21 protein-coding genes are annotated in these 22332 nt (G+C 37.3%); 11 read left to right on the forward strand and 10 right to left on the reverse strand.

The window, feature by feature from the left end:
• Positions 1-2: 2 nt before the first annotated feature.
• The 10 genes from ABMA79_RS10620 to thrS all read right to left on the reverse strand — a co-directional run bounded on the left by ABMA79_RS10620 (position 3) and on the right by thrS (position 11268).
• A complete protein-coding gene (locus ABMA79_RS10620) occupies positions 3-245 on the reverse strand; it encodes a hypothetical protein (protein ID WP_392860263.1) in 243 nt (80 codons plus the stop codon).
• Positions 236-1435 carry a hypothetical protein gene (locus tag ABMA79_RS10625; RefSeq protein ID WP_393092478.1) on the reverse strand — a complete coding sequence of 400 codons (1200 nt, stop codon included), beginning with the start codon at positions 1433-1435 and terminating at the stop codon, positions 236-238. Before ABMA79_RS10625 ends, ABMA79_RS10620 begins: the two co-directional genes overlap by 10 nt.
• A gap of 1 nt (position 1436) precedes the next feature.
• Positions 1437-1784 (reverse strand): hypothetical protein, encoded by a 348-nt coding sequence (locus ABMA79_RS10630; RefSeq protein WP_392860267.1) that lies wholly within the window; start codon positions 1782-1784, stop codon positions 1437-1439.
• 195 nt (positions 1785-1979) lie between these two features.
• Complete coding sequence (locus tag ABMA79_RS10635) at positions 1980-2606, reverse strand: 3-oxoacid CoA-transferase subunit B (RefSeq protein ID WP_393055349.1); 627 nt, start codon at positions 2604-2606, stop codon at positions 1980-1982.
• 2 nt (positions 2607-2608) lie between these two features.
• Entirely contained in the window at positions 2609-3304 is a 696-nt protein-coding gene (locus ABMA79_RS10640; RefSeq protein WP_392860270.1) for a CoA transferase subunit A, read from the reverse strand.
• The gene (locus tag ABMA79_RS10645; RefSeq protein WP_393092480.1) at positions 3294-4502 is read right to left on the reverse strand and encodes an aminotransferase class III-fold pyridoxal phosphate-dependent enzyme; all 1209 of its coding nucleotides are present in this window, start codon (positions 4500-4502) and stop codon (positions 3294-3296) included. Before ABMA79_RS10645 ends, ABMA79_RS10640 begins: the two co-directional genes overlap by 11 nt.
• A 26-nt stretch (positions 4503-4528) precedes the next feature.
• Positions 4529-5611, reverse strand: coding sequence for a C45 family autoproteolytic acyltransferase/hydolase (locus tag ABMA79_RS10650; RefSeq protein ID WP_393092482.1), 1083 nt, complete (start codon positions 5609-5611; stop codon positions 4529-4531).
• On the reverse strand, positions 5611-8469 hold the full coding sequence (locus tag ABMA79_RS10655; protein WP_393092485.1) for an aminotransferase class III-fold pyridoxal phosphate-dependent enzyme: 2859 nt from the start codon (positions 8467-8469) through the stop codon (positions 5611-5613). The genes ABMA79_RS10650 and ABMA79_RS10655 overlap by 1 nt, the downstream gene beginning before the upstream one ends.
• Before the next feature lie 25 nt (positions 8470-8494).
• On the reverse strand, positions 8495-9484 hold the full coding sequence (locus tag ABMA79_RS10660; RefSeq protein ID WP_393055357.1) for a D-alanine--D-alanine ligase: 990 nt from the start codon (positions 9482-9484) through the stop codon (positions 8495-8497).
• A 41-nt stretch (positions 9485-9525) separates the two neighbouring features.
• Complete coding sequence (thrS, locus tag ABMA79_RS10665; protein WP_392860278.1) at positions 9526-11268, reverse strand: threonine--tRNA ligase; 1743 nt, start codon at positions 11266-11268, stop codon at positions 9526-9528.
• A 200-nt stretch (positions 11269-11468) separates the two neighbouring features.
• On the opposite strand from thrS, the gene ABMA79_RS10670 reads away from it, so the two are divergent.
• From ABMA79_RS10670 to ABMA79_RS10720, 11 genes are all read left to right on the forward strand, one after another.
• On the forward strand, positions 11469-12752 hold the full coding sequence (locus tag ABMA79_RS10670; RefSeq protein ID WP_392860280.1) for a winged helix-turn-helix domain-containing protein: 1284 nt from the start codon (positions 11469-11471) through the stop codon (positions 12750-12752).
• A 42-nt stretch (positions 12753-12794) separates the two neighbouring features.
• On the forward strand, positions 12795-13262 hold the full coding sequence (locus ABMA79_RS10675) for a hypothetical protein (protein ID WP_393092488.1): 468 nt from the start codon (positions 12795-12797) through the stop codon (positions 13260-13262).
• 2 nt (positions 13263-13264) lie between these two features.
• A complete protein-coding gene (locus ABMA79_RS10680) occupies positions 13265-13729 on the forward strand; it encodes a GNAT family N-acetyltransferase (protein WP_393055360.1) in 465 nt (154 codons plus the stop codon).
• 213 nt (positions 13730-13942) lie between these two features.
• Complete coding sequence (gene rimP / locus ABMA79_RS10685) at positions 13943-14458, forward strand: ribosome maturation factor RimP (protein ID WP_392860286.1); 516 nt, start codon at positions 13943-13945, stop codon at positions 14456-14458.
• Between the two features lie 16 nt (positions 14459-14474).
• Positions 14475-15887: a transcription termination factor NusA gene (gene nusA / locus ABMA79_RS10690; RefSeq protein WP_392860288.1), complete on the forward strand. Its 1413-nt coding sequence runs from the start codon at positions 14475-14477 to the stop codon at positions 15885-15887.
• 39 nt (positions 15888-15926) lie between these two features.
• Entirely contained in the window at positions 15927-18698 is a 2772-nt protein-coding gene (gene infB / locus ABMA79_RS10695; protein ID WP_392860290.1) for a translation initiation factor IF-2, read from the forward strand.
• Positions 18699-18714: 16 nt separating this feature from the next.
• Positions 18715-19071 carry a 30S ribosome-binding factor RbfA gene (rbfA, locus tag ABMA79_RS10700; RefSeq protein WP_392860292.1) on the forward strand — a complete coding sequence of 119 codons (357 nt, stop codon included), beginning with the start codon at positions 18715-18717 and terminating at the stop codon, positions 19069-19071.
• Positions 19071-20039 carry a tRNA pseudouridine(55) synthase TruB gene (truB, locus tag ABMA79_RS10705; RefSeq protein ID WP_393092491.1) on the forward strand — a complete coding sequence of 323 codons (969 nt, stop codon included), beginning with the start codon at positions 19071-19073 and terminating at the stop codon, positions 20037-20039. Before rbfA ends, truB begins: the two co-directional genes overlap by 1 nt.
• A gap of 53 nt (positions 20040-20092) precedes the next feature.
• The gene (locus ABMA79_RS10710; RefSeq protein ID WP_392860295.1) at positions 20093-20932 is read left to right on the forward strand and encodes a ferredoxin; all 840 of its coding nucleotides are present in this window, start codon (positions 20093-20095) and stop codon (positions 20930-20932) included.
• Positions 20933-21010: 78 nt separating this feature from the next.
• Complete coding sequence (locus tag ABMA79_RS10715) at positions 21011-21520, forward strand: hypothetical protein (protein WP_393092494.1); 510 nt, start codon at positions 21011-21013, stop codon at positions 21518-21520.
• Complete coding sequence (locus ABMA79_RS10720) at positions 21513-22037, forward strand: GNAT family N-acetyltransferase (RefSeq protein WP_393092496.1); 525 nt, start codon at positions 21513-21515, stop codon at positions 22035-22037. Before ABMA79_RS10715 ends, ABMA79_RS10720 begins: the two co-directional genes overlap by 8 nt.
• The last annotated feature ends 295 nt before the right edge of the window (positions 22038-22332 follow it).

A 22332-nucleotide genomic window follows, 5' to 3' on the forward strand; every position in this document is an offset into this window, starting at 1 on the left:
GTTTATAAATATGAAATAGTAATAATTGAATTATACTTTTGAATGATATCTTTGACTAGTAGGCCACAAGCTAATAAGTCATCATTAATAATACAAAGCCTACAGATTTCCTCTCCGTCACAACTTGAGGCCACCGGTATTTCTTTGCTTCTTAAGAACTCAAGAATTGTTAAGTTCATGTCAGTTTCATCAACTGATAATGTCCAAGACTTTTGTGAGGCCTTACCGATTAGTGTTACTTGCACGTAAGTTGACCATTTCTAGGATCTTTGTAAGTACTTAATCCATTATTAAGCTCAAGTATCGTAAGGTTTCCAAGTGCTGGTGTATAGTATTGAGCAGTGCCTTGCTCATTTTGTGTCACTCCATAGATTTCAGAGATTGTTCTTTTAGGGTTTTGAAGGACAAGTGACCTTTTTGTATTCATATAGTCTTGAGCATTTGCAACCTGAGGGAAGTTATTAATAAGCTCAGTTAAGACTTGTGCATTATAAGTAATACCATTCATTAAAAGAAGGTATCTTCTTCCTTGGTAGTTCTCACTGATACATAGGGCCGTGTAATTATCATTTTCAAAATTTGATAAAAGAACATCTCCAATCGAACTTCCAATTTCAGGAAGGGAGCTTGTCACACCAATAACGTAGTTATTGTTATCTTTGTAATGAGAGAATGTATTATAGTATGACTTCTTAGGTCTTTTTAGGATCGCCATTTTTGAGTCGTGTAATTTAGAGTCAAATGAACAGCTATAATTACCTCTTCTAAAAAGATAATTGGAATTGTAACTACTGATACTATTATGATCTTTTGCATACTTTGTTAATTTGTTAAGTCTTTTTAAGTAGCTAAGTCTTGCAAATAGCTCGTTTTCTCGAACACCTTGGGCCCCGCGAAAATATAATCTCTTAAGGTCTTTGTTTTTGAATAGCTCTGCCTGATTATCCTTAATATATTGCTCTAGTGACTTTGAGGCATAGACATATTCACTCAAGTTTCTCTCAATTAACCCAAGTCTTGATCTAATCGATAATGGTTTTTTATAAAACTTGGCCATTTGAGAAACAGCATTCATGAAGGCAAAGTCATTTTGCTTCTGTGGAATGCTATTGATAAAAAACTCTTTTCCTGCAACCTTTGCAATGAGTAGGGTATGAGAGTTTAATGTCGTCGCATGTGGTGCGAAGTAAAGTTGCGATAGAGTAAAGTTTAATATTTGATTACGATAACTAGAGTTACTAGACTTTGAACTAATGAGCTTGGTTACTTCTTGTTCATTTTTTTCATTATCTAATAGAATATTATTTTTCTTTTCAACAATTGGACAAGTGTGGTTGATACTTTGTGAAGTATTCAGTTTCTTTTCAACTTCAGAGCAACTAGCAAGTGCAGTTATTGCTAGTAGTAGCAATATCAAATTTTTAAATCTATTCATTTTAAGCTTTGTAATTATCATCTTTATGAAACTCTTCATTCTCTTCGTAATAAATTTCAAGCTCTGAATCATTACTTCCAATATTATTTGAATTAAATGAATCATTAAGCTCTTGTATTACTTTCGTTACAGCTTTTTGTTTTCCAAGGATCTCGACAATGATCCAAAGACCTTTCTCATTAACTGCTGTGTGGGTGATATTATAGGCCATTTCTTTTGAGTTTAAGAATTGAGTTACCTGATCAAATGCTTTTTCTTGATATGGTGTCGTTCTGGCCGGTGGAGAAGGAATAAAATACGTAAAAGTTTGTTTGTTATTTGGCGCTTTATTCCTGTTGAAAATACTCATCTATTCCCCGTAAGTTTTTGTGATTACGTTTAATTATAAACGTCCTTATTGTTAAATGGAAATGTTTACCCATTTATTTTTTTTCTGCTTTTTTCATTATTGTGCGTTATAATTTAATTGATCGACAGGATGTCGTAGCAAGAGATAGGCATGAAGCCGAAAAAATGGAGGGCCAGTTGCAGGGCCCTCTTTTTTTTACTCAAAAATCTCGTTATCAAAATTCTTATTCAAATCTTTAATCGTCATTCCATCTGCTAAATTTAAAACTTTAAACTTTCCGTTTTCAACTTTAAAACTTCCGCATTCAGTTACAACATAATCAACAACACTTTTTCCCGTAAGGGGTAGGCTACACTGTGGTAAAAGTTTTGGTTCACCAGTTTTGCTGAAGTGTCTCATCATAACAATGATATTCTTTGCACCGTTAACTAGATCCATGGCACCACCCATACCTGTTATTTTCTTGCCAGGGATCTTCCAATTGGCAAGAGAGCCTTGTGTATCAACTTCCATTCCCCCAAGGACACAGAAGTCGATATGGCCTCCTCTGATCATTCCAAAGCTCATGGAGCTATCAAAGAAGCTGGCACCTTTTTCAACTGTAATAGTTTCTTTACCGGCATTAATTAATGTTGCCGATACTTCTGATTCTGTTGGATTATCTCCAACCCCAAGAACGCCATTTTCACTATGAATGATATAGCTATGATTCTTTGGAAGTTGTGATGGTATTATTGTCGGTAGACCAATTCCTAAGTTTATTGTTGAATTCTCTTTGAAGAGAGTCGTTACTTCTTTTGCCATTTGTTCTTTTGTCCACATGATTAAGACTCCCTCGTTTTTAAGAACTCAATAGCATTCTCATAATTAGTACCTTGATAAACACGTTGAACAAAGACTCCTGGAATATGGACGTCTTCTGGCCTTATATCACCGAGTTCGACGATCTCTTCAACTTCGACAATTGTTGTCTTTGCGGCCATCGCCATAAGAGGAGAGAAGTTACGTGCAGTTTCTTTAAACCAAAGATTTCCATATGGATCAGCTTTTTGTGCCTTGATAATTGCAAAGTCTGCATGAAGTGCTTCTTCTAGGATACAAGGGCGATCAAACTCCTTTACTTCTTTTCCTTCTGCAACTTCGGTTCCATAACCTGTCGGTGTGTAGAAAGCACGAATTCCCATTCCTGCAGCTCTGATTCTTTCACTCAGAGTTCCTTGTGGTACTAGCTCAATTTCAATCTCGTTAGCAAACATGGCCGCCTCAAGATCGGGATTACCTCCCACATAAGAACAGAATCCTTTTGAAATCATTTTCTTTTTTAAAAGTTTTACAAGCCCTCGACCAGAGTTCCCAATATTATTTGAGATGACCTTTAAGTCATTTAGGTCCATCTGAGCTAATTGGTTAATTGAATTTTCTGGTATTCCACAAAGGCCAAAGCCTCCGCTCATAATTGTTGAGCCGCTTGCTACATCCTTAAGGGCCTCTTGGGCACTTGGAAATATCTTACTGTACATGTGAGTCCTCGATTATTTTTAATAATTTGTTTAAACATTTTTCTAACTCAAGAGGAGAGTAGTTTAAGTATGGACAAAGAATAAGGGATCGCTTCGTCATATTAATAAAGATGCCATTATCCATTAGCTTATTCCATAATTGGTTACTTTCAATAATATTATCATCAAGGTCGATGGCCATAAGAAGGCCAATATGCCTGACTCCAGAGAACGACTTTGAATTATCTATCTTCTGTTTAAATGTATTTAATAACTGAAAGTTCTCTTCCCTTATTTTAATAAATTTTTCATCTTCAATTAAAGTTAGAACTTCATCAAGTATACGTAGTCCAATTGGATGGCCCGCATTTGTTAGTCCACAACTTAGTGTGTTTTCATCAAAGAATGATGCATTGTCCTCACTGACAAAGACTGCTCCAAATGGAAAAAATCCCCCTGAGATATTCTTTGCAAGTGTAATAAAGTCAGGCCTTAGATTTTTAAAGTTTTGGAAGCCAAAGTTAGTCATTGTACGTCCAAAACCACAGACAACTTCGTCTAGGATTAGTTTTATCCCTGTTTCCTGACAAAGTTTGGAAAGTTCATCATAATAACTTTGCGGTGGGATAAAAACACCGTTTCCACCCGTTATAACTTCAAGGCAGATTGCTGCAATATTAGCGCTTCCAATTTCCTTTATTACTTCTCTTGTTTCATTTAAGTCCGGGTCATTAAAGAAATTAGGAATAAATGCATGAAAGTTTGAAGGAATGCCGGCACCATCGCGACGCCAATCACCTGTAAGAGCTAAGGCCCCTAGAGTTGCACCATGGTATGATGTTTCACATGAGAGAATGAATTGTCTCCCTGTAATTTGTCTTGCCATTTTTATGGCATTCTCATTTGATTCTGCTCCCGAAGTTGTATAAAAAATTCGCCCCTCAATTCCAATAGAATTTAGAAGTTTTTGAGATACTGAGCTTTTTAAACTGTATTGGCACTTAGGGATGGCCATTGGCATCGCTTGGATTTGATCGATCATAGCACTTTCTATTTGCTTATTTCGAGTACCAAATGATTGGTGGTAACTACCAGAGGAAAGGTCATAAATCTTCTTTCCTTCAGTCGTGAGGTAGCCCCATTCAAAAGTTTTGTGGATGTCGATTTTCTTGGCCTGATTTTGTTTTGTCCATGTGTGAAAAAAAGGTAGGTGGGCCATAAACTCTCACTATAAAATCTAATTTTTCATAAAATTAGGGGTAGATGAATTTCTACATATTCAAAATTTTTGTCATATTTTTTGCAGCCTCTCCAGGCCTTAAATACTTGAGTCTGATAATTAAATAATGCCCCTCCGCATGTCTGAGATGGATCCTTTGCTCCTTCTGGTGCAAAGTGAGAACAAATTGATAGGGGATGGCCATCGTGGGACATTAGTAGCTTCATAACTGAAGCTTCATCACTTATCTCATTCTTGTATTTACTAACCAGATCAAACCTTGCATGAGTGGTTTTACTAATATTATTTTGGTCTTCGACTGTTTTTACCTTTTCACCAAGACAATGGTTTGTATGAAAGATTAAACCTTTTGGATTAGAATTTAATATTTCTTTTTGGCCTGGAGTAATTTCATAATTATAGGCAGACTTACCATCACTAATTAAATAATTATGTCCTGAAGTGATAGGTGCTTCCATAAGAAGTTTACCAATTTCTTCTAATTTGCTCTGTTGGGCCACTTTTCTAATAAGTGCAGGCCAGATGATTCCATTTACACCATCAACAACATTAATATTATTAACGCCAATGAATTGTCCGTGATTATTTACTGCCATTAACCCTAGGCATCCACAAACAGTATAAATTAGCTGACGTGTGCCTTTGCTTTCATCAACGATATCAATAAGCATGAGATAGTTTTTCGCACTTTGATGCATATCCCATGTCTGAGCAGCAATACTATTTGTCTCATCAATATAAGAGACTGATGTACAACCCTCATCTTGATTCTCATAATCTAATTGAATGTCTCTAAAGTCTGTATAATTATTGAGAATGATAATATCTCTAACTGATGTTTCACTCCCTTTAGCTATACCTTCGATTTCTTGTGCGAGGGCCGCATCAAACTTCATTGTTTCTTCAAATTGAATTTGTGCAAACTCATCGAGCTTATCTTTTAAGTGAGGAGATCTTTTTAATAAAAGGTTTGTGCGAATTTCGACTAATTCTTTAATTGCCTCTTTAAAAGTTTCACCATGCTTTAGCCCATTTTCATATGGGCCACTAGCATCGTACTTAAATATTGGTAGATTTAAATCTGTCATTAACATGTAAAATACCACTTCTTACTTGTTTGGTTACCAAAAATATTTGGCGCTTTTAAAGCGAAACTGTAAGAAGAGTCATTGATAATTTTAAACTCTTTGCTTGTCTGTGCCGGTGACTTTAGGTAGGCCACTGCTTGAGAAAGAGCGTAAGCATCACCATCCCATGTTGAGATCATCATCAATGGCCTTGATTCATAGACTTCTTCTTGAAGCATACAGATACCAATCTGTCCCGCAATATGGATATAGCTAGCATCAGGAATAATTCCATGCTCTTTTGAAAACAGCTTCTTTTTACTGTGGAAGTATACACTTTCATTAAAGACAACTTTAGTTCCATTGTCGTGTGCAATTTTTATAACTTCCTTAAGTTCGTCGTGAGAGAAATTAACGAGAAGATCTCCAATGAACACCGCTAAGTACTCTTTTGAAGAAAGTTTTTCTTTTAGTTGTCCAAGAGTATCAACCTTTGAATTTGGGTAGAAGTCTAAGACACCAGAAAGAGTCGCTGACATAAAGCTTTGCTTACCAAAGTAGTCATGATTAAAAGAGATTACCTTTGTTCTTTGTTTTTGATTCTTAATTAAGATTGATTTGAAGATTTTTTCAACGCATTCACTATGTCCACTTGCTGTAAAGAAGTGCTGTAACTCTTTTGGCACAACTCCTTTAAATTCTTTTAGATTTGCCATAAAGCTTTCATCAATAAAGTTTGATAGACATACCTTGTTTACAAGTGTTGGCATGCTCTCGAAAGAGGCCGTATTTAAAATAGGAGAAGTTGAATATTTCAAATCTTCATTTTTCCATTTTAGATTTTGACGGTAAATGATGACGTCACGATGTTCTTCATCATCAAGATAATTTTCTTTAAGTCTCATCTCAATAATTGCACCAAGAGAGCAGTTAATAGCAAGCATTGCTCCTGCATGGATGTCACGATTTCTTCCGTAGATATAGTCATTCCCATACGCACTTGCTAGGAGAGTAAGTGCATACTTTAAGTATTTCCCCATCCCTTGAGATTGCTCCATATTTACGATTGTCGTATCTAGCATGTAGAGAGTATTTGAGTTGTCAAAATACTTAACAAGGCGAAGTCCACTTTCGTGAGGGAAGTGCGATATTTTACCTGCAAAAGAGATTCCTACTAATTGCTTTGTTTCACTTAATAGAGCAATTGCAATTGAGTCCTTACAGTGAGCGATCTTTTTAAACTTTTCAATGCTTGTTTGTCTCGTCGGTTCGTAAGTATGACGTTGAATTTCTTCGATTTTATGTTTGTAATAATCGAAGTTTTCACCGTCAATTTTAATGAGTTCTAAATTGAATTCTTTACTAAAGAACTCTTGAGCGAAGTTAAATGCATCTTTGTCTTGTACGTCTCCTTTGAAGGCTTCAACAAGTTTACTATGCCAAAGGTATTCATTTGGAGAATTAACTTTTGTTTTAGGGGTATACTTAAGATCAGTTGATTCACCTTTATAGACTCGATTAGCAATTTCATTGATTGCATCAAAAAGATAGTCAATATCTTCATTTGTCCAGGCAGTGTTAAGTCTGAAACGTAACGTATTATCTCCCGCCTGATAATAGAGTAGACCCAGATCAAAGCGGTTTGAAATAAACGGAGCAATGTCTTTTGAATCTGATAAGTCAAAAGCAAAGGCCACTCCAAAACATCTAGGAGAAGAAAGTTGATCCCACTTGCTTACAAGTTCTGAGAGCTTATTTCTAGTGTACTCTTCAATTGCTGCGATTTTATAACGTAATTGATCAATAGCAATCGCTTGATAGTAACCTCTGATAACTGAGGATGTTTGAAATTCATTATTTTCCCAACATGGATCTTCTGTCAGAACAATTCCACTTTGGGCCTTCTTAGCACAAGTAATATATTCTGGATTTATCTGGTTCCCTTGTGAATCTTTTAGGTCAAATGTTCTGTGCCAAAAGAAATCACGCCCAAGGCCAAAGCCTGTTTGAACTTCGTCATAGATAACTGACACTTTGTATGATTTCACAAGTAAGTTAAGCGCCACGTGAAAGCGATTTGTTGAATAGCGATCACCACCTTCACATTGCATTGGCTCTACTAGAATTGCAAAGTGTGTATTTTCTTTAAGAACTTCATGTAGCTGTCTTAAAGATGTAATTTCTGATCTCAATAGTTCATCCGCATTTTTTTCAAAATCAGCAAGCTTTGCTTCAAAGTTTTGTGCAAAAGGATTTTCCCATAGTTTTGTCCATTCTGAATCGATTTCAATCAAGAATTGATCACTTTTGGTTTCTGGGTATTTTATAAATGTTGTTTCGTGTCCTTCAATTTGATACGGCTCACGCTTACTTGGGTTCCAAGTTGAAAAAAGAGTTGAAAGAAAGCGTCCGTGGAAGCTACCTTCAAATGCAATGATTTGGTTTGCAGCTGTGTGGGCCCTCTTTTTATAGGCCATAATCAGGGCAACTTCATTTGCTTCTGCTCCTGAGTTAACAAAGACAGGTGTTAGCCTATTATTTGACGCCTTTTCTCTAAGGAGTTCTTTAAATGAGTCTGCAATTTCAATGAATGTTGAATCAAGATAATTACCGGTCCACGCACTTTGATGCATCGTCGTGCCAAAGAGTGCCGTCGCATTGAATCCAAGTCCTAGTGTTGCAATTTGTGAGGCAGCATCCAAAAGGAACTCGGGAGAGTTCTCGTCGCTTGTCTCCATCGCAAGGTATGGACCTTGAGAGAATTTGTGATGTGGAATATATTCTTTCTTCTCAGCTGAAGTAAAGTTATCCTTATACATTGTCGCAAGTTTCTCTTTTGCATGTTCGTGGCTATTTTTTGTGATTAAGTTGATTTCCATATCTGTAACCCTTGAATGTTTTTAATTATCTAACTTCTTTAAGTATCTTCTCTTTTAAAAAATCGCTAAATTTTAGTCCAGTGTTTTCTAGCATCTTCGGAAACATCGAAATACTAGTCATACCTGGGAATGTGTTGATTTCATTTAAATAGATATTGCCTTCACTTAAGAAGAAATCGATACGTGAAAGATGTCTTAGTTTGAGACACTTGAATGCAGTCTTTGCAATGATTTGCATTTGAGAGACTTGCTCATTTGTTAAGTTCGGCGCTTCAACAAATGTCTTGGCCTTTGATTGTTCGCTATATTTTTGATCGTAGTCATAGAACTCGTCACCTGCATTGACGATCTCACCTGGCCTAGAAGCATGGAGGTTTCCATCTTGCTCGAATACGGCAATCTCTAACTCACGTCCTTTAAGTGTCCTTTCAATAAGTATGTCGTCACTATATTCTAAGGCCTTATTGATAGCATCAGTTAAGTCCTCTCTATTTGTAACGTGATAACAACCAACTGAAGAACCTTGACTTGCGGCCTTTATAAAAACGTCGTTATTTGATTTTTCGAAAAAGTCCACAACTTCACTTCGATCATAAGGTAGCTCTTTATGAATTGACATCCACTGCGTGTTTGGAATTCCTAAATGATCAAACCATAGCTTGGTTGTTACTTTGTTAAAGCAAATACTGCTCCCTTCATGACGAGGTCCAAAGTAGGGAAGTTTATGCATTTCTAAAAAGCATTGTATCTCTCCCGTTTCTCCAGGAGGGCCATGAATTACAGGAATGACATAATTGATATATGGCCTTTCGGTTGCTGTTTCTAAGATTTGTCCGTTTAGGCTTACTTTGTGACCGTTTAGAGTGAGGTCACCTGACTTTGTCATTTCAACGACAATAGGATTGAGTTCTTGGATGAGGGCCACTTGCTCTTTTACGAAAGCGGCCGAGCGAAGAGAAACCTCATGCTCAGTAGAGCCACCACCACATATGATTAAGATATTTTTCCTTTCCATGGAAACCTTCTTTTAAAAGTGAATATAAAAAACCCTAAAGCTTATGCTTTAGGGTATTTTAAACTATCTAGTGCTGCTAGTTTTTCAAGCATTTCTGCATTCGTCCAATTGAACGAACCTTTCGAACCATGCTTACGAACAGCTACTGCATTGTTTTCAATTTCGCGGTCACCGATAACGAACATGAATGGAATTTTAGACTTTTGAATTTGGCGTGTCTTATATCCCATTGTTTCATTACGATCATCGACTTTTACACGGTAACCTTGTGCAAATAACTGATCTTTAATCTTGTGGGCCGCTTCACCATGAGCATCATTATTAACTGGAACAATAACGATTTGTTCTGGAGCTAGCCAGAATGGGAAAACACCTGCAACGTGCTCAGTATAAACACCAAAGAATCGCTCTAGTGATCCTAGTAGGGCACGGTGTACAACAACTGGTCTTTCTTCTCCACCATCCGCTGTTGTAAACTTAAGATCAAAACGATCTGGTAGTTGGAAGTCTAGTTGAATTGTTCCTAGCTGCCACTTACGTCCAATAGCATCTGCAACTTCGATATCAATTTTTGGCCCATAGAATGCACCGTCACCTTCTTTTATTACATAGTCGTGACCTGAAGCCTTTAGTGCTTCTTCAAGTGCGTTTTCTGCAATATCCCAAGTCTTATCGTCACCAGCTTTCTTTTCCGGGCGAGTTGATAGATTAACTGTAATATTATCAAATCCAAATAGCTCGTAAGCAGTGAAGATCATCTTCATTGTTCTTTGAATTTCTTCTTGAACTTGATCAAGCGCTAAGAAGATATGGGCATCATCTTGGCAGAATGAGCGGACACGAGTTAGACCCGCAAGGGCCCCGGCCTTTTCATTTCTATGAAGACGTCCAAAGTCTGCATAACGAAGAGGAAGATCACGGTAACTATACTTATAGTGCTTGAACATAAGCATGTGACATGGGCAGTTCATTGGCTTTACTGCATATTCACGATCATCAATCTTTGAAAAGAACATATCGTCTTTATAGTGCTCGTAGTGACCAGATGTGTGCCAAAGAGAGCTATCTAAGATCTGTGGAGTGATTACTTCGTCGTATTCGTAGATACGGTATAGTCTTCTAATATAGTTAACAAGTTCGTTAATAACGATTGTTCCTTTAGGCATAAAGAAAGGTGCACCAGGAGCAACAGGTTCAAAGTGGAATAGCTCCAGCTCTTTACCTAGCTTTCTGTGGTCACGCTTTTTTGCTTCTTCAAGCATCATCAGGTGTTGTTTAAGAAGTTTCTTATCTTGGAATGAAGCCGCGTAAATTCTTTGCATTACTTCACGCTTCTCATCTCCACGCCAGTAAGCGCCGGCGATGCTTAGTAATTTAAACCCTTGTGGAAGGTCATTTGTATTCTCAACGTGTGGCCCACGACAAAGGTCGATAAACTCACCTTGAGAGTAGCAGCTAACTTCTTCATCTTCAGGAATCGCTTCAATAAGCTCTACCTTAAGTTCCTGACCTTGTGACTTGAAGAATTCAACTGCTTCAGGTCTTGTCATAACTTTTCTTTCAATAGGTAGCTTTTCTTTGATGATTGTTTTCATCATGTCTTCTATTTTTGGAAGATCTTCCTCGCCCAGGGTTCGATCCATCAGAATATCGTAGTAGAAGCCATTCTCAATAACCGGTCCAACGCCAAATTGAACGTTCTCATTCGGGTAAAGTCTTGAAATTGCTTGCGCCATTAAGTGGGCGCTCGAGTGTCTGATTGTGTCTAAATCGTACTTGGGCATGTAATCTCCATAAAATTTTGGAATAAATCCTACTTTAAAGGCCCATAATATCAAATGATTAAAGGGTTCATCAATATTTTGAATGTAATTATTTTAGTTATTGTAAAGAGTTTTGACGGGCAGCGTGATGACATGTTATGAACATGTTGTGGTAAGATTCCACAAAATTCTCACAGCGGAATAGGAAATAGGGAGTTGATATGCAGATTGTCGGGGGACAAGAATCTGGAAATAAAGTAAATGACGGCTTTAAGACTGAAGTTTTAGGCTTTCTTGGTCATGGTGAAGGGCTTATTCCTTCGCAAGATATTTTGACTAAGTTAGAAGTTGGTAAGGCATATTATCAACTAGGGAAGCTTCATTATGATAAGGCCGATCTTAATAAGGCCGAAGTAAATTTCTTAAAGGCCATCGACTGTGCTGAGTGTCCTCAGGATAATTATCGCGTTTTAAAAATTCTAAGTTTTCTTATTAGGATTGCAGCTGAGAAGTTAGAAGATGAAAAAGCTGCTAAGTATGTAAATCAAAGTGAGAATATCATTAATGATCTACAGATGAACTTAGGAAGTCTTTCAGCTGAATACTTCTATTACGCTGGTTTAATTAAATCATATAGAAATGACTTTGCAGGTGCATTTAGCGACTTAGAGCTTTCTTATAATAAGTCCAAAGAAGAAAACGATCCAGATCTTCACTCGAAGTGTTTATTGGCCCTTGCTAATAACGCTTATAATAGAGGAGAGTTTGATCTATCTCTTGATTATATGGCCCAACTAGATAACTTATTAAAAATCATTAATAAGGAATATCTTGGTGGATCAATGCATATGACTTACGGAAAAATCCTGATTGCTAAGGGTGACGTCGAGGCTTCATTAAAGCACTTTAATCTTGCAAATATCACTCTTCAGAATAAGAAGTGTTGGAATCTTTATGGTTATATCCTTTTAGGGATTGGACAAGTTGAAAAGGTTAAAGGTGATTATGATAGAGCGACGCTTTATTACAACCTTGCAAAGCAAGCTGTTGATTCAACAACTTTTAAGCGTCTAACTAATGTGCTTGATGCTGAAATTCATGAAGTAAATGATTCAAGTGTTGATATCTATCTTGATCGTAATAATAGAAAAGTAAAAGAGAAGAATATTGGTGTGATTGACTTTAAACACCGCTTTGTTCTTCTTGAGATCCTTTTCTTGCTTGCTAAAAATCGTGGTTCATTTTACGACAAAGAAGATTTAGCACGTGAGATTTGGAAAGATGAATACAATCCTCTTATTCACGATAAGCTTATCTACACGTCCATCTCTCGTCTAAGAAAGCTTATTGAGCCTAAGGATAATAGTAATACGAAAAGAAAGTACATTATTCGTGGAAAAGACGGATATACTTTCAACCCTGATGTTAAGATTCGTTATCAAATGGAAACAAAGCTTACAGCTGGTAAAGCTGTTGCAAACGTTGACATTAGTTCTCCAGTTTAATTAGCATTATACTTAATGCGATTTATTCTTATTTCAATATTTATGATGAATATATGGGCCCTTAAAGATAGGGCCCTTTTCTCTGTTAATGGGCAGATTTATTTTGGCCATAATATCAATGAACTTTTAAAAGCATATCATCAGAGTCTTTGTTTAATAGGCAAGGATAATTATATCCAAAGGCTGTCTGGATTGAGTTCAAGGCTTGAACAAGTAGAGATCGGGCCACGCAATTTAGTTGCTAGTGAAAAAGACTTGGTTTTAAGAGCATTGGTTTTATCAAAGTCACTAAACCTTGAAAACGAGTTCATGGATAATCCTAAGCTTGGAAAATGTAAGGTTTCAAAAGATCTAGTTGGTAAAATCTATGAAATCTATAACACCAATAAAGAGCTTAAGAAGAGGTATGATAGCTTTGTGGAATCTAATAAGTTAGATGCATCTTCTTCACAACTTACTGAATACAAAGATTTTGTTTTTAAGAATATTAATTCGAGACTATTTCTGTAACCATGGGTGACTTTAAGCAAAGTCTACTTTCTCATATTAAAGGGCCGAAGCTCGAGGAACTGGCGAAGTTTGAGTCAAGTTTCTTTAATTGGCCTTGGACAAAAGAAAGTTGGTTGGGCCTGGCTTCAAGTGGACGAGAGATCTCATGCATTTGGGCCGAAGAAGGTGAGATTCAAGGAATTTGTGTTTTTGAAGTCAACGCTCCGGATTTTTGCCATTTATATAAAATAATTGTTCATCCAGACTTCAGAAGACGCTCTATAGCTAAGAAGCTATTTGAAGACATGTTGAGTCATTGTCAGAGGACTTTTGATGGCCAAACATTTCAAGTTTACCTTGAGGTGGAAGCTTCAAACGAAGGTGCTATCAGGTTTTATGAAACTTTGGGTCTTGAGAAAATTCATTTAAAGAAGAATTTCTATGCAGATGGAAGTAGTGCTGTTATAATGCAGAAGGTCGTAAATTGAAGTTGTTTTCATAAGTTATCAATGACAAACCTTGACAAGATTTCAAAATCTTTGATAATTAATAAGTACTTAGAAATTAGAAAAGTTTTTTCAATTTTTGAGTAAATAACGATTAGTTAAATATTTAACAAGATATAATCGGGTAGACTTTTGGGGCTACCCTTTTTTTTTATTTTTATAGGCTTTTTTGTAAAAGCATATGGGATGCGTTTAATGGATTTAGATATCTCTTATTCAGGTATGGAACAAAAGTTTTATGAACTTACTCAAGAAGTAGTAAGTGGAGAAGGATATCTTCTATACGATATGGAATATATCAAAGGCTCTAAAACTTTACGTGTCTATATAATGAATAAAGAAACTAAGACGGCCGTTATCGAGGATTGTGTAAATGTTGACCGCGCTTTTAGTGAGCCAATGGAAGCACTTGAATGGATTCCTGATGACATTGTTTTAGAAGTATCTTCTCCAGGGATGTTTAGAAAAATAAAAACGAGAGAGCATCTAGAATTAAGCATCGGTGAGCGTATTTTAGTTCAACTGAATAAGAAATTTGGTGAACTTTTTCCAGGTGAAAAGTTTGATAAGAAGACAGCTAGTGCCAAAAAGATTATTTGTGTTCTGAATAGCTTTGGCGATGACTTCATCGATGTGACTCTCGATAGTGATTTTGATTTAAAATTAAACTTAAATGATATTAATAAGATCGCACTTGAACCAGAAGTGTAATTGTTTGAGGTGAAAAATGAGTTTCTCAGAATTAAGTAAGATTATTGATGTTTTAGGAAAAGACCGTGGGATCGATAAGTCAATTATCGTAAACGCTATTGAACAAGCTTTCTTAGTAACAGCAAGAAAGAAGTTTGGTATCCAGGGTGAGTACGAAACTCGTTATAATGAAGATGATGACGATGTCGAGATCTTCCAATATAAGAACGTTGTTGATGAAGTAAGAGATTCAATTATCGAAATCAATCTAGGTGATGCTAGAGAACTTGATGAAGATGTTGAAATTGGTGATCAATTAGGTATTAAAATTGAAAACCCTAACTTTACTCGTGTTGACGTACAAACTGCTCGTCAGATTATCATGCAAAAAGTACGTGATGCAGAAAGAGAAATCCTATTCTCTGAGTTTAAGCACAGACAAGGTGACCTTGTAACAGGTATTGTAAGAAGATATGAGCGAGGAAATGTTATCGTTGACCTTGGAAAGGCAGATGCTGTTCTTTCAAGAAGAGAGCTGATTCCTGGTGAGCAATTCAATCCAGGTGATAGAGTTCAGGCATTCTTAACAGAAGTAGTAATGACTAACCGTGGGCCAGAAATTAGACTATCAAGAACTTCTCCTATGTTCCTTGTGAAGCTATTTGAAATTGAAGTACCTGAAATTCAAGACGGTACTATTGAAATCAAGTCTGCTGCTAGAGAGCCAGGTCAAAGAGCTAAAATTGCTGTTCAATCAGTAGATAAAGATATCGATCCTGTAGGTGCTTGTGTTGGTATGAAAGGATCACGTGTTCAAAATATTGTAAATGAACTTCAAGGTGAAAAAATTGATATCGTAAGATGGAATGATGATTTAGCAACATTTGCAGTTGCAGCTCTTGCACCATCTGAAATTGAAAATATCTCGATCGATCACGATTCAAAATCAATGGACGTAATCGTAGAAGAAGATCAGTTATCACTTGCTATTGGACGTCGTGGACAAAACGTACGTTTGGCAGCAATGCTATCTGGTTATAATATTAACATCATCTCGAAGTCTAAACTTCAAGAGAAAGTTAATAAAGCAGTTGAAAACCTACTTCAAATCCCATCTGTTACAGATGCAATGGCACAAGTTCTTGTTCAAAATAGCATCATGGCAATTGGTGACTTCATGGCAACTCCTGCTGAAGAAATTGCTTCAATGGCCGGTATTGATGCTGCTGCAGCTCAAACTGCAATTGATGAAGCAGCAAAGCTAGTTGAAGAAGGAACAATTGAACTTCAACCTGAAGGTGAAGAAGAATTAGTATCTGCTTCTGCTGTTCCTAAGTACCTAGGTATTATTAATAAAGAAGGTGCAGATCAGGACGAAGAAGGTGTTGATAAGTTTAATGAAGCAGAAAGAAGATTAAGAGAAGAATTAGCTGCATTTAAAATTAAGTAATTTTAAAATAGAAAAGTGTAGTCATACTACGGAGAAAAAATGCCTAAGAAAATATTTGAATTGGCCAATGAACTCGGAAAGAAGCCATTAGACCTCGTAGAAGAGCTGAAGTCTCACGGATTCTCAGTAAGAAACCACATGTCTGTACTATCTGATGAAGATATTACTAAGTGGCAAGAACTTGCTGGGTCAAGTGCTGAAGGTGCTTCTGCTGAGAAGGCAACTAAGAAGAAGACGGTCAAAAAGAAAGCTGCGAAAAAGGCGACAGTTAGAAAGAAGTCTGCAGCAAAAGCTGACGATGAGAGCGAGGAAGATAAGCCTGCTAAGAAAACGGTTACTCGTAAAAAGAAAACTGTTGTACGTCGTAAAGCTTCATCAAAATCTTCGGAGGCTACTTCTGATGATGAAAACACTGAAGCTGTAATCGAATCTTCTGAAGCTGTTGAAGTAAAAACTGAAGAGTCTGTAAGCACTCCTGTGATGGAAGAGGCGGAGACTGCTGAAGCAAAAGAAGAAACGACTGAAGTTGAAGCTAAGGAAGTAAAAGAAGAAACTGCTCCTGAAGCTAAGACTGAAGAAGCTCCTAAGGAAAAAGAAGAAAAGAAAGAGTCGACGACTTTAGATGGTAAGCCATTTGGTCTTAGAATTGTTTCTGCTCCGACTAAGGAAGATAAAGAGAAAGCTGCTGCCCGTAAGGCGAAGAAAGCTGCTGGGAAAGATGAGAAGGCTGAGGATGATATTAACTCTAAAGCTGGCCCTGTTGGAACTGACGAAGATCGTACAGCGAAAAAGGATAAGAATCGTCTAAGTGGTCTTGCTTCTATGCTAAGTGCTAAGAAAACAGTTAATCGTTCACAAGCCTTAAATGAAGAACGTGCAACGACTGAGCTTAAATCATACTCTTCTCTACAGGGAACTGGTCGCCCAATGTATACTCAAGTTAAGAGAAAGCGTCAGTATTCAGGTCCTTCGAAATCAACAGAGATTACAGAAGTAAAAGAAGCAAAAAGAGTTGTTAAGTTACACGGTGGTGCTTACGCTGAGCAATTAGCTAAGAAACTTTCTGTGAAGCTTAAAGACATGATCGATAAGTGTCTTGATCTAAATCTACTTGTTAGAAATGGTGACTATATTGGCCTTAAGCTAGCTAGTCAGATTGCTGCCCTTTACGATTATAGAGTAGAAGATCAGTCATTTGATGAGGATGCAGCACTTGGGAAGGAAGAGCTTTCTGAAGAGCAAATTAATAAGCTTCCTCTACGTGCACCTGTAATTACAATCATGGGACACGTTGATCACGGTAAGACAACTTTACTTGATTATATTAGAAATGAATCGATTGCTGCTGGCGAAGCTGGTGGGATCACTCAGCACATTGGAGCTTACTCGGTAGATGTTAAAGACTCTAAGCTGACTTTCCTAGATACTCCAGGTCACGCGGCCTTTGGTGCTATGAGACAGCGTGGTGCTGATATTACAGATATCGTAATTCTTATTGTTGCAGCAGATGATGGTGTAATGCCTCAAACTGTTGAATCAATTAAGTATATTCAATCTGCAGGTAAGCCATTAATTGTAGCGGTTAACAAAATGGACCGTGAAGGTGCTAACCCAGATCGTATTAAACAAGCTCTAACTGAGTTTAGCATCACTCCTGAAGAATGGGGTGGGGAAACTCAATTCTGTCACATTTCAGCTCTTAAGGGAGACGGTGTTGACGAGCTTCTAGAAGCAATTGCTCTACAAGCTGAAATTATGGAACTTAGAGCAGAGCCGAAAGGTCCTGCTGAAGGTGTTGTTATTGAATCAAGAGTTGAGCATGGACGTGGTCCAGTTGCAACTGTTCTTGTTCAAACTGGAACACTTAAGAAAGGTGACTCTATCGTTGTAGGTGAAACTTACGGACGTGCAAGAAGTCTAACTGATCACAAAGGTAAGCAACATTCAAAAGTTGGTCCTTCAATGCCAGTTCAGATTATTGGTCTAGGTGAAGCTCCTTCTCCTGGTGATGCTCTTAACGTTGTTAAGAACGAAAGAGAAGCTAAGAAAATTGCTCAAAACCGTATTGATGAAAGAATTAGAATCGAAACAGCTGCACAAACTCAAGGGCCAAAAGTTTCTCTTGAAGACTTCTTTGCTACAGCTGCTACTGAAGAAGGTCAAAAGAAAGATCTTAACCTTATCATTCGTTCAGATGTACAAGGTTCTTTTGAAGCAATTAAATCTGCTATTGAAACAATCTCAAATCCAGAAGTTGAGGTAAAAGTTATCCGTGGTGGTGTAGGTCAAATTAGTGACTCAGACATTGAACTTGCGAATACTTCAGGTGCCTTTGTTCTTGGATTTAATATGAGACCATCAACATCTGCTCGTAAGTTATCTGAGCAGTATGGAATTGATGTAAAGACTTACTCAATCATCTATGAACTAATCAATGATGTGAAACTTGCAGTTGAAGGTCTTCTTGATCCTGAGTTTACTGAAGAGTATATCGGGCGCGCAGAAGTACGTGATACATTCTCTGTTCCTAAAGTTGGAACAATTGCAGGTTCTATTGTTGTTGATGGATCTATTCAAGTTGGTTGTAACGTACGTCTTCTTAGAGAAGGTAAGATCATGTTTGATGGTAAGATGTCTTCTCTTAAGAGATTTAAAGACGATGTTAAAGAAGTTAAAAATGGTTACGAATGTGGTGTTGGCCTAGAAAACTACAACGATGTTAAAGTTGGCGACCTATTCGAAGCATATAAACTGAAAGAAAAGAAACGTAAGCTTGAGGATGTTTTAACAGCAGACTCACCAATTCTTTAATTCGGTTGGAGATGTCATGAGTGGCAATAAGAAAAAGCTTCAGTATGAAGAACAAATTAAAAACGAAGTAAACCAATTGCTTCGTCGTGGACTAGATAACTCAGCGTTTACTTTTTGTTCGATTACAAAAGTTGAAATAAGCCCAGACTTTTCTACGGCAAAGTTATTTTGGGATACATTTGATCCGTCCAAAAGAGGTGATATTGCTAAGGCAATGGACGCTTCTTTAGGTAAGATCAGAAGTCACCTTGCTAAGACTTTACAAGTAAGGCATACGCCTTCTTTAACTGCAGAATATGATTCTCAGTTTGAAGATGAGCAGGAAATTGAAAAACTTCTGCAATCTGAAAAAGATAAAGGAAAGTCTTTCTAATGGCTTCAAGAAATAAGAAATTTAAAGGCCCAATCTTTGGGCCTTTCTTTTTTAAAGTTGATAAACCAAAAGGGATGACATCATTTGATGTGATTAGACGCTTTAAAAGAAACCTTCCAAAGAATATCGGAAAGATCGGGCACTTCGGAACTCTTGATCCATTTGCAACAGGTCTTTTAGTCATTGGTATTGGGCCTGCGACAAGACTCAACCAATACACTCAAATTGATTCTAAAGAATATATCGCGACAGGAATCCTTGGTATTAATTCTCCAACTGGGGACTTTGATACACAAGAAGGAACGTTAGAAGAATTAGACTTCTCTGAAGTAAGCTTTTATGAAGTAAATAAAGAACTTCAATCATTTGTTGGTTCATATATGCAAAGCCCTCCGGCCTTCTCTGCAACTAAGCACGAAGGTAAGGCATTACATGAGTGGGCCCGTGAAGGTGTCTTCATTGAAAAGCCACCGGTAGAAAGAAGAATTCATGCAGTTGAGTTACTAGAAGTTCAAGGGCGTAAAGTTACTTTCCGAGTTTGTGTTTCTTCTGGAACTTATATACGTGTTCTTTTTGATGATCTTGCTAAGAAGCTCGGCACAAGAGGAGCATTAGAAGATTTACGTCGAACGAATTCAGCAGGGATTGACCTCAGTAATAGTATTGACCTCTGTGTTTTTGACGATGATAACTTCGACGCTAATGAGTTTTTATTGAATTATACAAATCCTATTACTGAGCTAATTGGGTTTGAAAAATTAGAATTAGATGAGGCCACTGCGCTTCGATTTATAAATGGCCAAACATTAAAAATGGAAGTGGCCGATGGTTACTATTGGATAAGATCGCAAAATCAAACACTTGGACTTGCTGCTGCCAGTAGTGGACTTGTTAAAAGCTGTGTGGGATTTAGTCCTGCCGCGTTAGATAAAATCGATTTAACTATGTGTAATTCCTTAGACGAATAATTTTAATTCGTGCTATACTCTAGGAAATTACAAGTGAAATTTAAGGAGATAAAGTGAATACTACTTTAATTGCATTAGCTATTGCATTATTAGTTGTAACAGGGATGGTTGTCCAACTAGGTGTTTTAAGCCTTCTTTCAGGTTCATTCTTCTTCCTATTTGGGAAGTCGAAGTTTGAAGTTCTAAAATCTTCAGACGATGAAAGTTTTGCTTTTGGCTACCGTTGGAATAATTCGAGAGAGCCTGCAAAATTCAATCATGTTATTGTTAGGCTATTCAACCCATTTGGTAAGAAAACACAAGTTACTGTTTCAAGTGACTTTGCTGTTCAAGATTCAGACTTTGGTATCGAAGTTAAGATGGGTCCTGCTTTTAAAGAAATTCTAGAGCTTGAGAATCTTGATTCTTCAACTGTAGAAATTGAACTTAAGTCAAAAGATGGCCTTACACAATCTCGCACAATGAAGGGACGCAAGTTTATTGAAGCTTTCCGTGGTGCTGAGAATACTGTTGAAACATTCAATGAGAAATATGGTTATGTAAAACCAAAAATGTTTTACCACCAAACAACTCGTTCATTTATTGCAGACTCAATTCCTCAAGGAGATATTCCTGTAGGTCTTAGAATTTCTGCTAACCCACAATTTGCTGGTGAATTCGCTGGTGCTGCTGGTGCAGGAGCTCCTGCTCAAGAGAACTTCGCAGTTTCTAAGGTGTGGATTGAAGAAGGTTGTATTGTTTGTAACGCTTGTGAAGGTATTTACCCAGAGGTTTTCGAAGTTACAGATACTAACTGTGTAATTCGTCCAGATGCACCTCTTGATAACGGACTTCTTATTCTTGAAGCAGCTGAAGCTTGTCCAACTGAAGTTATCAAATTCGATAAAGCATAATTCAAACTTATATTTTGTTTTATATAGGGCCCTCGAAAGAGGGCCTTTTTGTTTCTATTTCTCTGGTATAATCACCTTATGGAAATAGATAAATATTCAACTCTTTTGTCTCCAGTTGATAATGAGCATTTTAAACGCCGTTTTTTCTTAACTGAAGAATCAATTAATGAATCTCTTATAACCAATATCTTCTTTGTTCCGAGGGCCGGTGACAAGTGGCTATACATTGTTAAAGACAGTGGTAAGCTCGATTATTCTGGAGGAGAATTAAAAGAGGGAGAGAGCGTTATTTTTGGTTTAGAGCGAATGTTAGGTCTTGAACTTGGCATTAGTATGAAAAGTATTAATAAGCTTGGGCATTGGATCTTAGAAGATAAGTACGAGACGCCTTTGCGAGAACATTTTCCCCATCCTGTCTCAGCTGCCGTCATTTTCACTGGGGATGTTAATTTCGTTAACTCTAACACTTTGAGAACTGCTACTATTGAAGAGGTTTGCCGAATTTTAAAGTCAGAAGACCGCCACTTACAAGCAGATATTTACTTAGCGTGTGCTGAGCTTCTAAAGATGAAGGAGATACATGAATAAAATTACTCTTAGATATTTAACTCATGAGGATAAGGATGAATTCTTTGCTGCTTTTCACGAGCATTGGGAAAACAATTTTGACTTTGTCCATTACTGGGAAACTCTAGCTAATGGAGAGTTTGAAAAATATGTTTCGATAGCTCCGGAGTTTGCAAAGGGGACTCATATTCCAAAAGAGCATGTGCCGGCGGCCTTACTCTTCGCCTTTAATGATGAGGGTAAAATTGTAGGTCGTACTTCAATTCGCTTTGAATTAAATGATCATCTTTCAAAGGTTGGTGGCCATATTGGTTACGGAGTATGCCCTAGTTTCCGCCGTAAAGGTTATGCGACTCAAATCCTTGCTGAGTCCTTAAACTACGTTAGGGACAATATTAAGGGCCTTAAAAAGGTTCTTGTAACTTGTGATGAGGGGAATATTGGATCTGAGAAGACAATTCGTAAAAATGGTGGCCAGCTTGAGAATATTATTGAAGTTGATGATGTGAAGAAGATGAGGTTTTGGATCGAGTTGTAGTGAGTTTTGCGAAGTTGGTTACCCGAAGGCTCCCATTATGTTCAGGAAGAACTGTATGCCTGCGAGAGGCAGGAGCCGAAGCAGGCCGTGGTCGCCTCTGGGTTGTTCGGCGTTATTTCCATCGTGGTTTCAAATTATAACAATCTTTAATTCAATAAGTTGTAGTGAGTTTTGCGAAGTTGGTTACCCGAAGGCTCCCATTATGTTCAGGAAGAAATGTATGCCTGCGAGAGGCAGGAGCCGAAGCAGGCCGTGGTCGCCTCTGAGTTGTTCGGCATCATTTTGCCATCGTGGC

It is taken from the genome of Halobacteriovorax sp. HFRX-2_2 (assembly GCF_043196705.1).
In the GTDB taxonomy this organism is placed as follows: Bacteria; Bdellovibrionota; Bacteriovoracia; order Bacteriovoracales; family Bacteriovoracaceae; genus Halobacteriovorax_A.

What these genes read in the sequence shown, in the direction of transcription:
- ABMA79_RS10625 (WP_393092478.1), bottom strand. Translation starts at nt 1,435, where the DNA reads ATGAATAGATTTAAAAATTTGATATTGCTACTACTAGCAATAACTGCA.
- ABMA79_RS10630 (WP_392860267.1), bottom strand. Translation starts at nt 1,784, where the DNA reads ATGAGTATTTTCAACAGGAATAAAGCGCCAAATAACAAACAAACTTTT.
- ABMA79_RS10635 (WP_393055349.1), bottom strand. Translation starts at nt 2,606, where the DNA reads ATGTGGACAAAAGAACAAATGGCAAAAGAAGTAACGACTCTCTTCAAA.
- ABMA79_RS10640 (WP_392860270.1), bottom strand. Translation starts at nt 3,304, where the DNA reads ATGTACAGTAAGATATTTCCAAGTGCCCAAGAGGCCCTTAAGGATGTA.
- ABMA79_RS10645 (WP_393092480.1), bottom strand. Translation starts at nt 4,502, where the DNA reads ATGGCCCACCTACCTTTTTTTCACACATGGACAAAACAAAATCAGGCC.
- ABMA79_RS10650 (WP_393092482.1), bottom strand. Translation starts at nt 5,611, where the DNA reads ATGACAGATTTAAATCTACCAATATTTAAGTACGATGCTAGTGGCCCA.
- ABMA79_RS10655 (WP_393092485.1), bottom strand. Translation starts at nt 8,469, where the DNA reads ATGGAAATCAACTTAATCACAAAAAATAGCCACGAACATGCAAAAGAG.
- ABMA79_RS10660 (WP_393055357.1), bottom strand. Translation starts at nt 9,484, where the DNA reads ATGGAAAGGAAAAATATCTTAATCATATGTGGTGGTGGCTCTACTGAG.
- thrS (WP_392860278.1), bottom strand. Translation starts at nt 11,268, where the DNA reads ATGCCCAAGTACGATTTAGACACAATCAGACACTCGAGCGCCCACTTA.
- ABMA79_RS10670 (WP_392860280.1), top strand. Translation starts at nt 11,469, where the DNA reads ATGCAGATTGTCGGGGGACAAGAATCTGGAAATAAAGTAAATGACGGC.
- ABMA79_RS10675 (WP_393092488.1), top strand. Translation starts at nt 12,795, where the DNA reads ATGATGAATATATGGGCCCTTAAAGATAGGGCCCTTTTCTCTGTTAAT.
- ABMA79_RS10680 (WP_393055360.1), top strand. Translation starts at nt 13,265, where the DNA reads ATGGGTGACTTTAAGCAAAGTCTACTTTCTCATATTAAAGGGCCGAAG.
- rimP (WP_392860286.1), top strand. Translation starts at nt 13,943, where the DNA reads ATGGATTTAGATATCTCTTATTCAGGTATGGAACAAAAGTTTTATGAA.
- nusA (WP_392860288.1), top strand. Translation starts at nt 14,475, where the DNA reads ATGAGTTTCTCAGAATTAAGTAAGATTATTGATGTTTTAGGAAAAGAC.
- infB (WP_392860290.1), top strand. Translation starts at nt 15,927, where the DNA reads ATGCCTAAGAAAATATTTGAATTGGCCAATGAACTCGGAAAGAAGCCA.
- rbfA (WP_392860292.1), top strand. Translation starts at nt 18,715, where the DNA reads ATGAGTGGCAATAAGAAAAAGCTTCAGTATGAAGAACAAATTAAAAAC.
- truB (WP_393092491.1), top strand. Translation starts at nt 19,071, where the DNA reads ATGGCTTCAAGAAATAAGAAATTTAAAGGCCCAATCTTTGGGCCTTTC.
- ABMA79_RS10715 (WP_393092494.1), top strand. Translation starts at nt 21,011, where the DNA reads ATGGAAATAGATAAATATTCAACTCTTTTGTCTCCAGTTGATAATGAG.
- ABMA79_RS10720 (WP_393092496.1), top strand. Translation starts at nt 21,513, where the DNA reads ATGAATAAAATTACTCTTAGATATTTAACTCATGAGGATAAGGATGAA.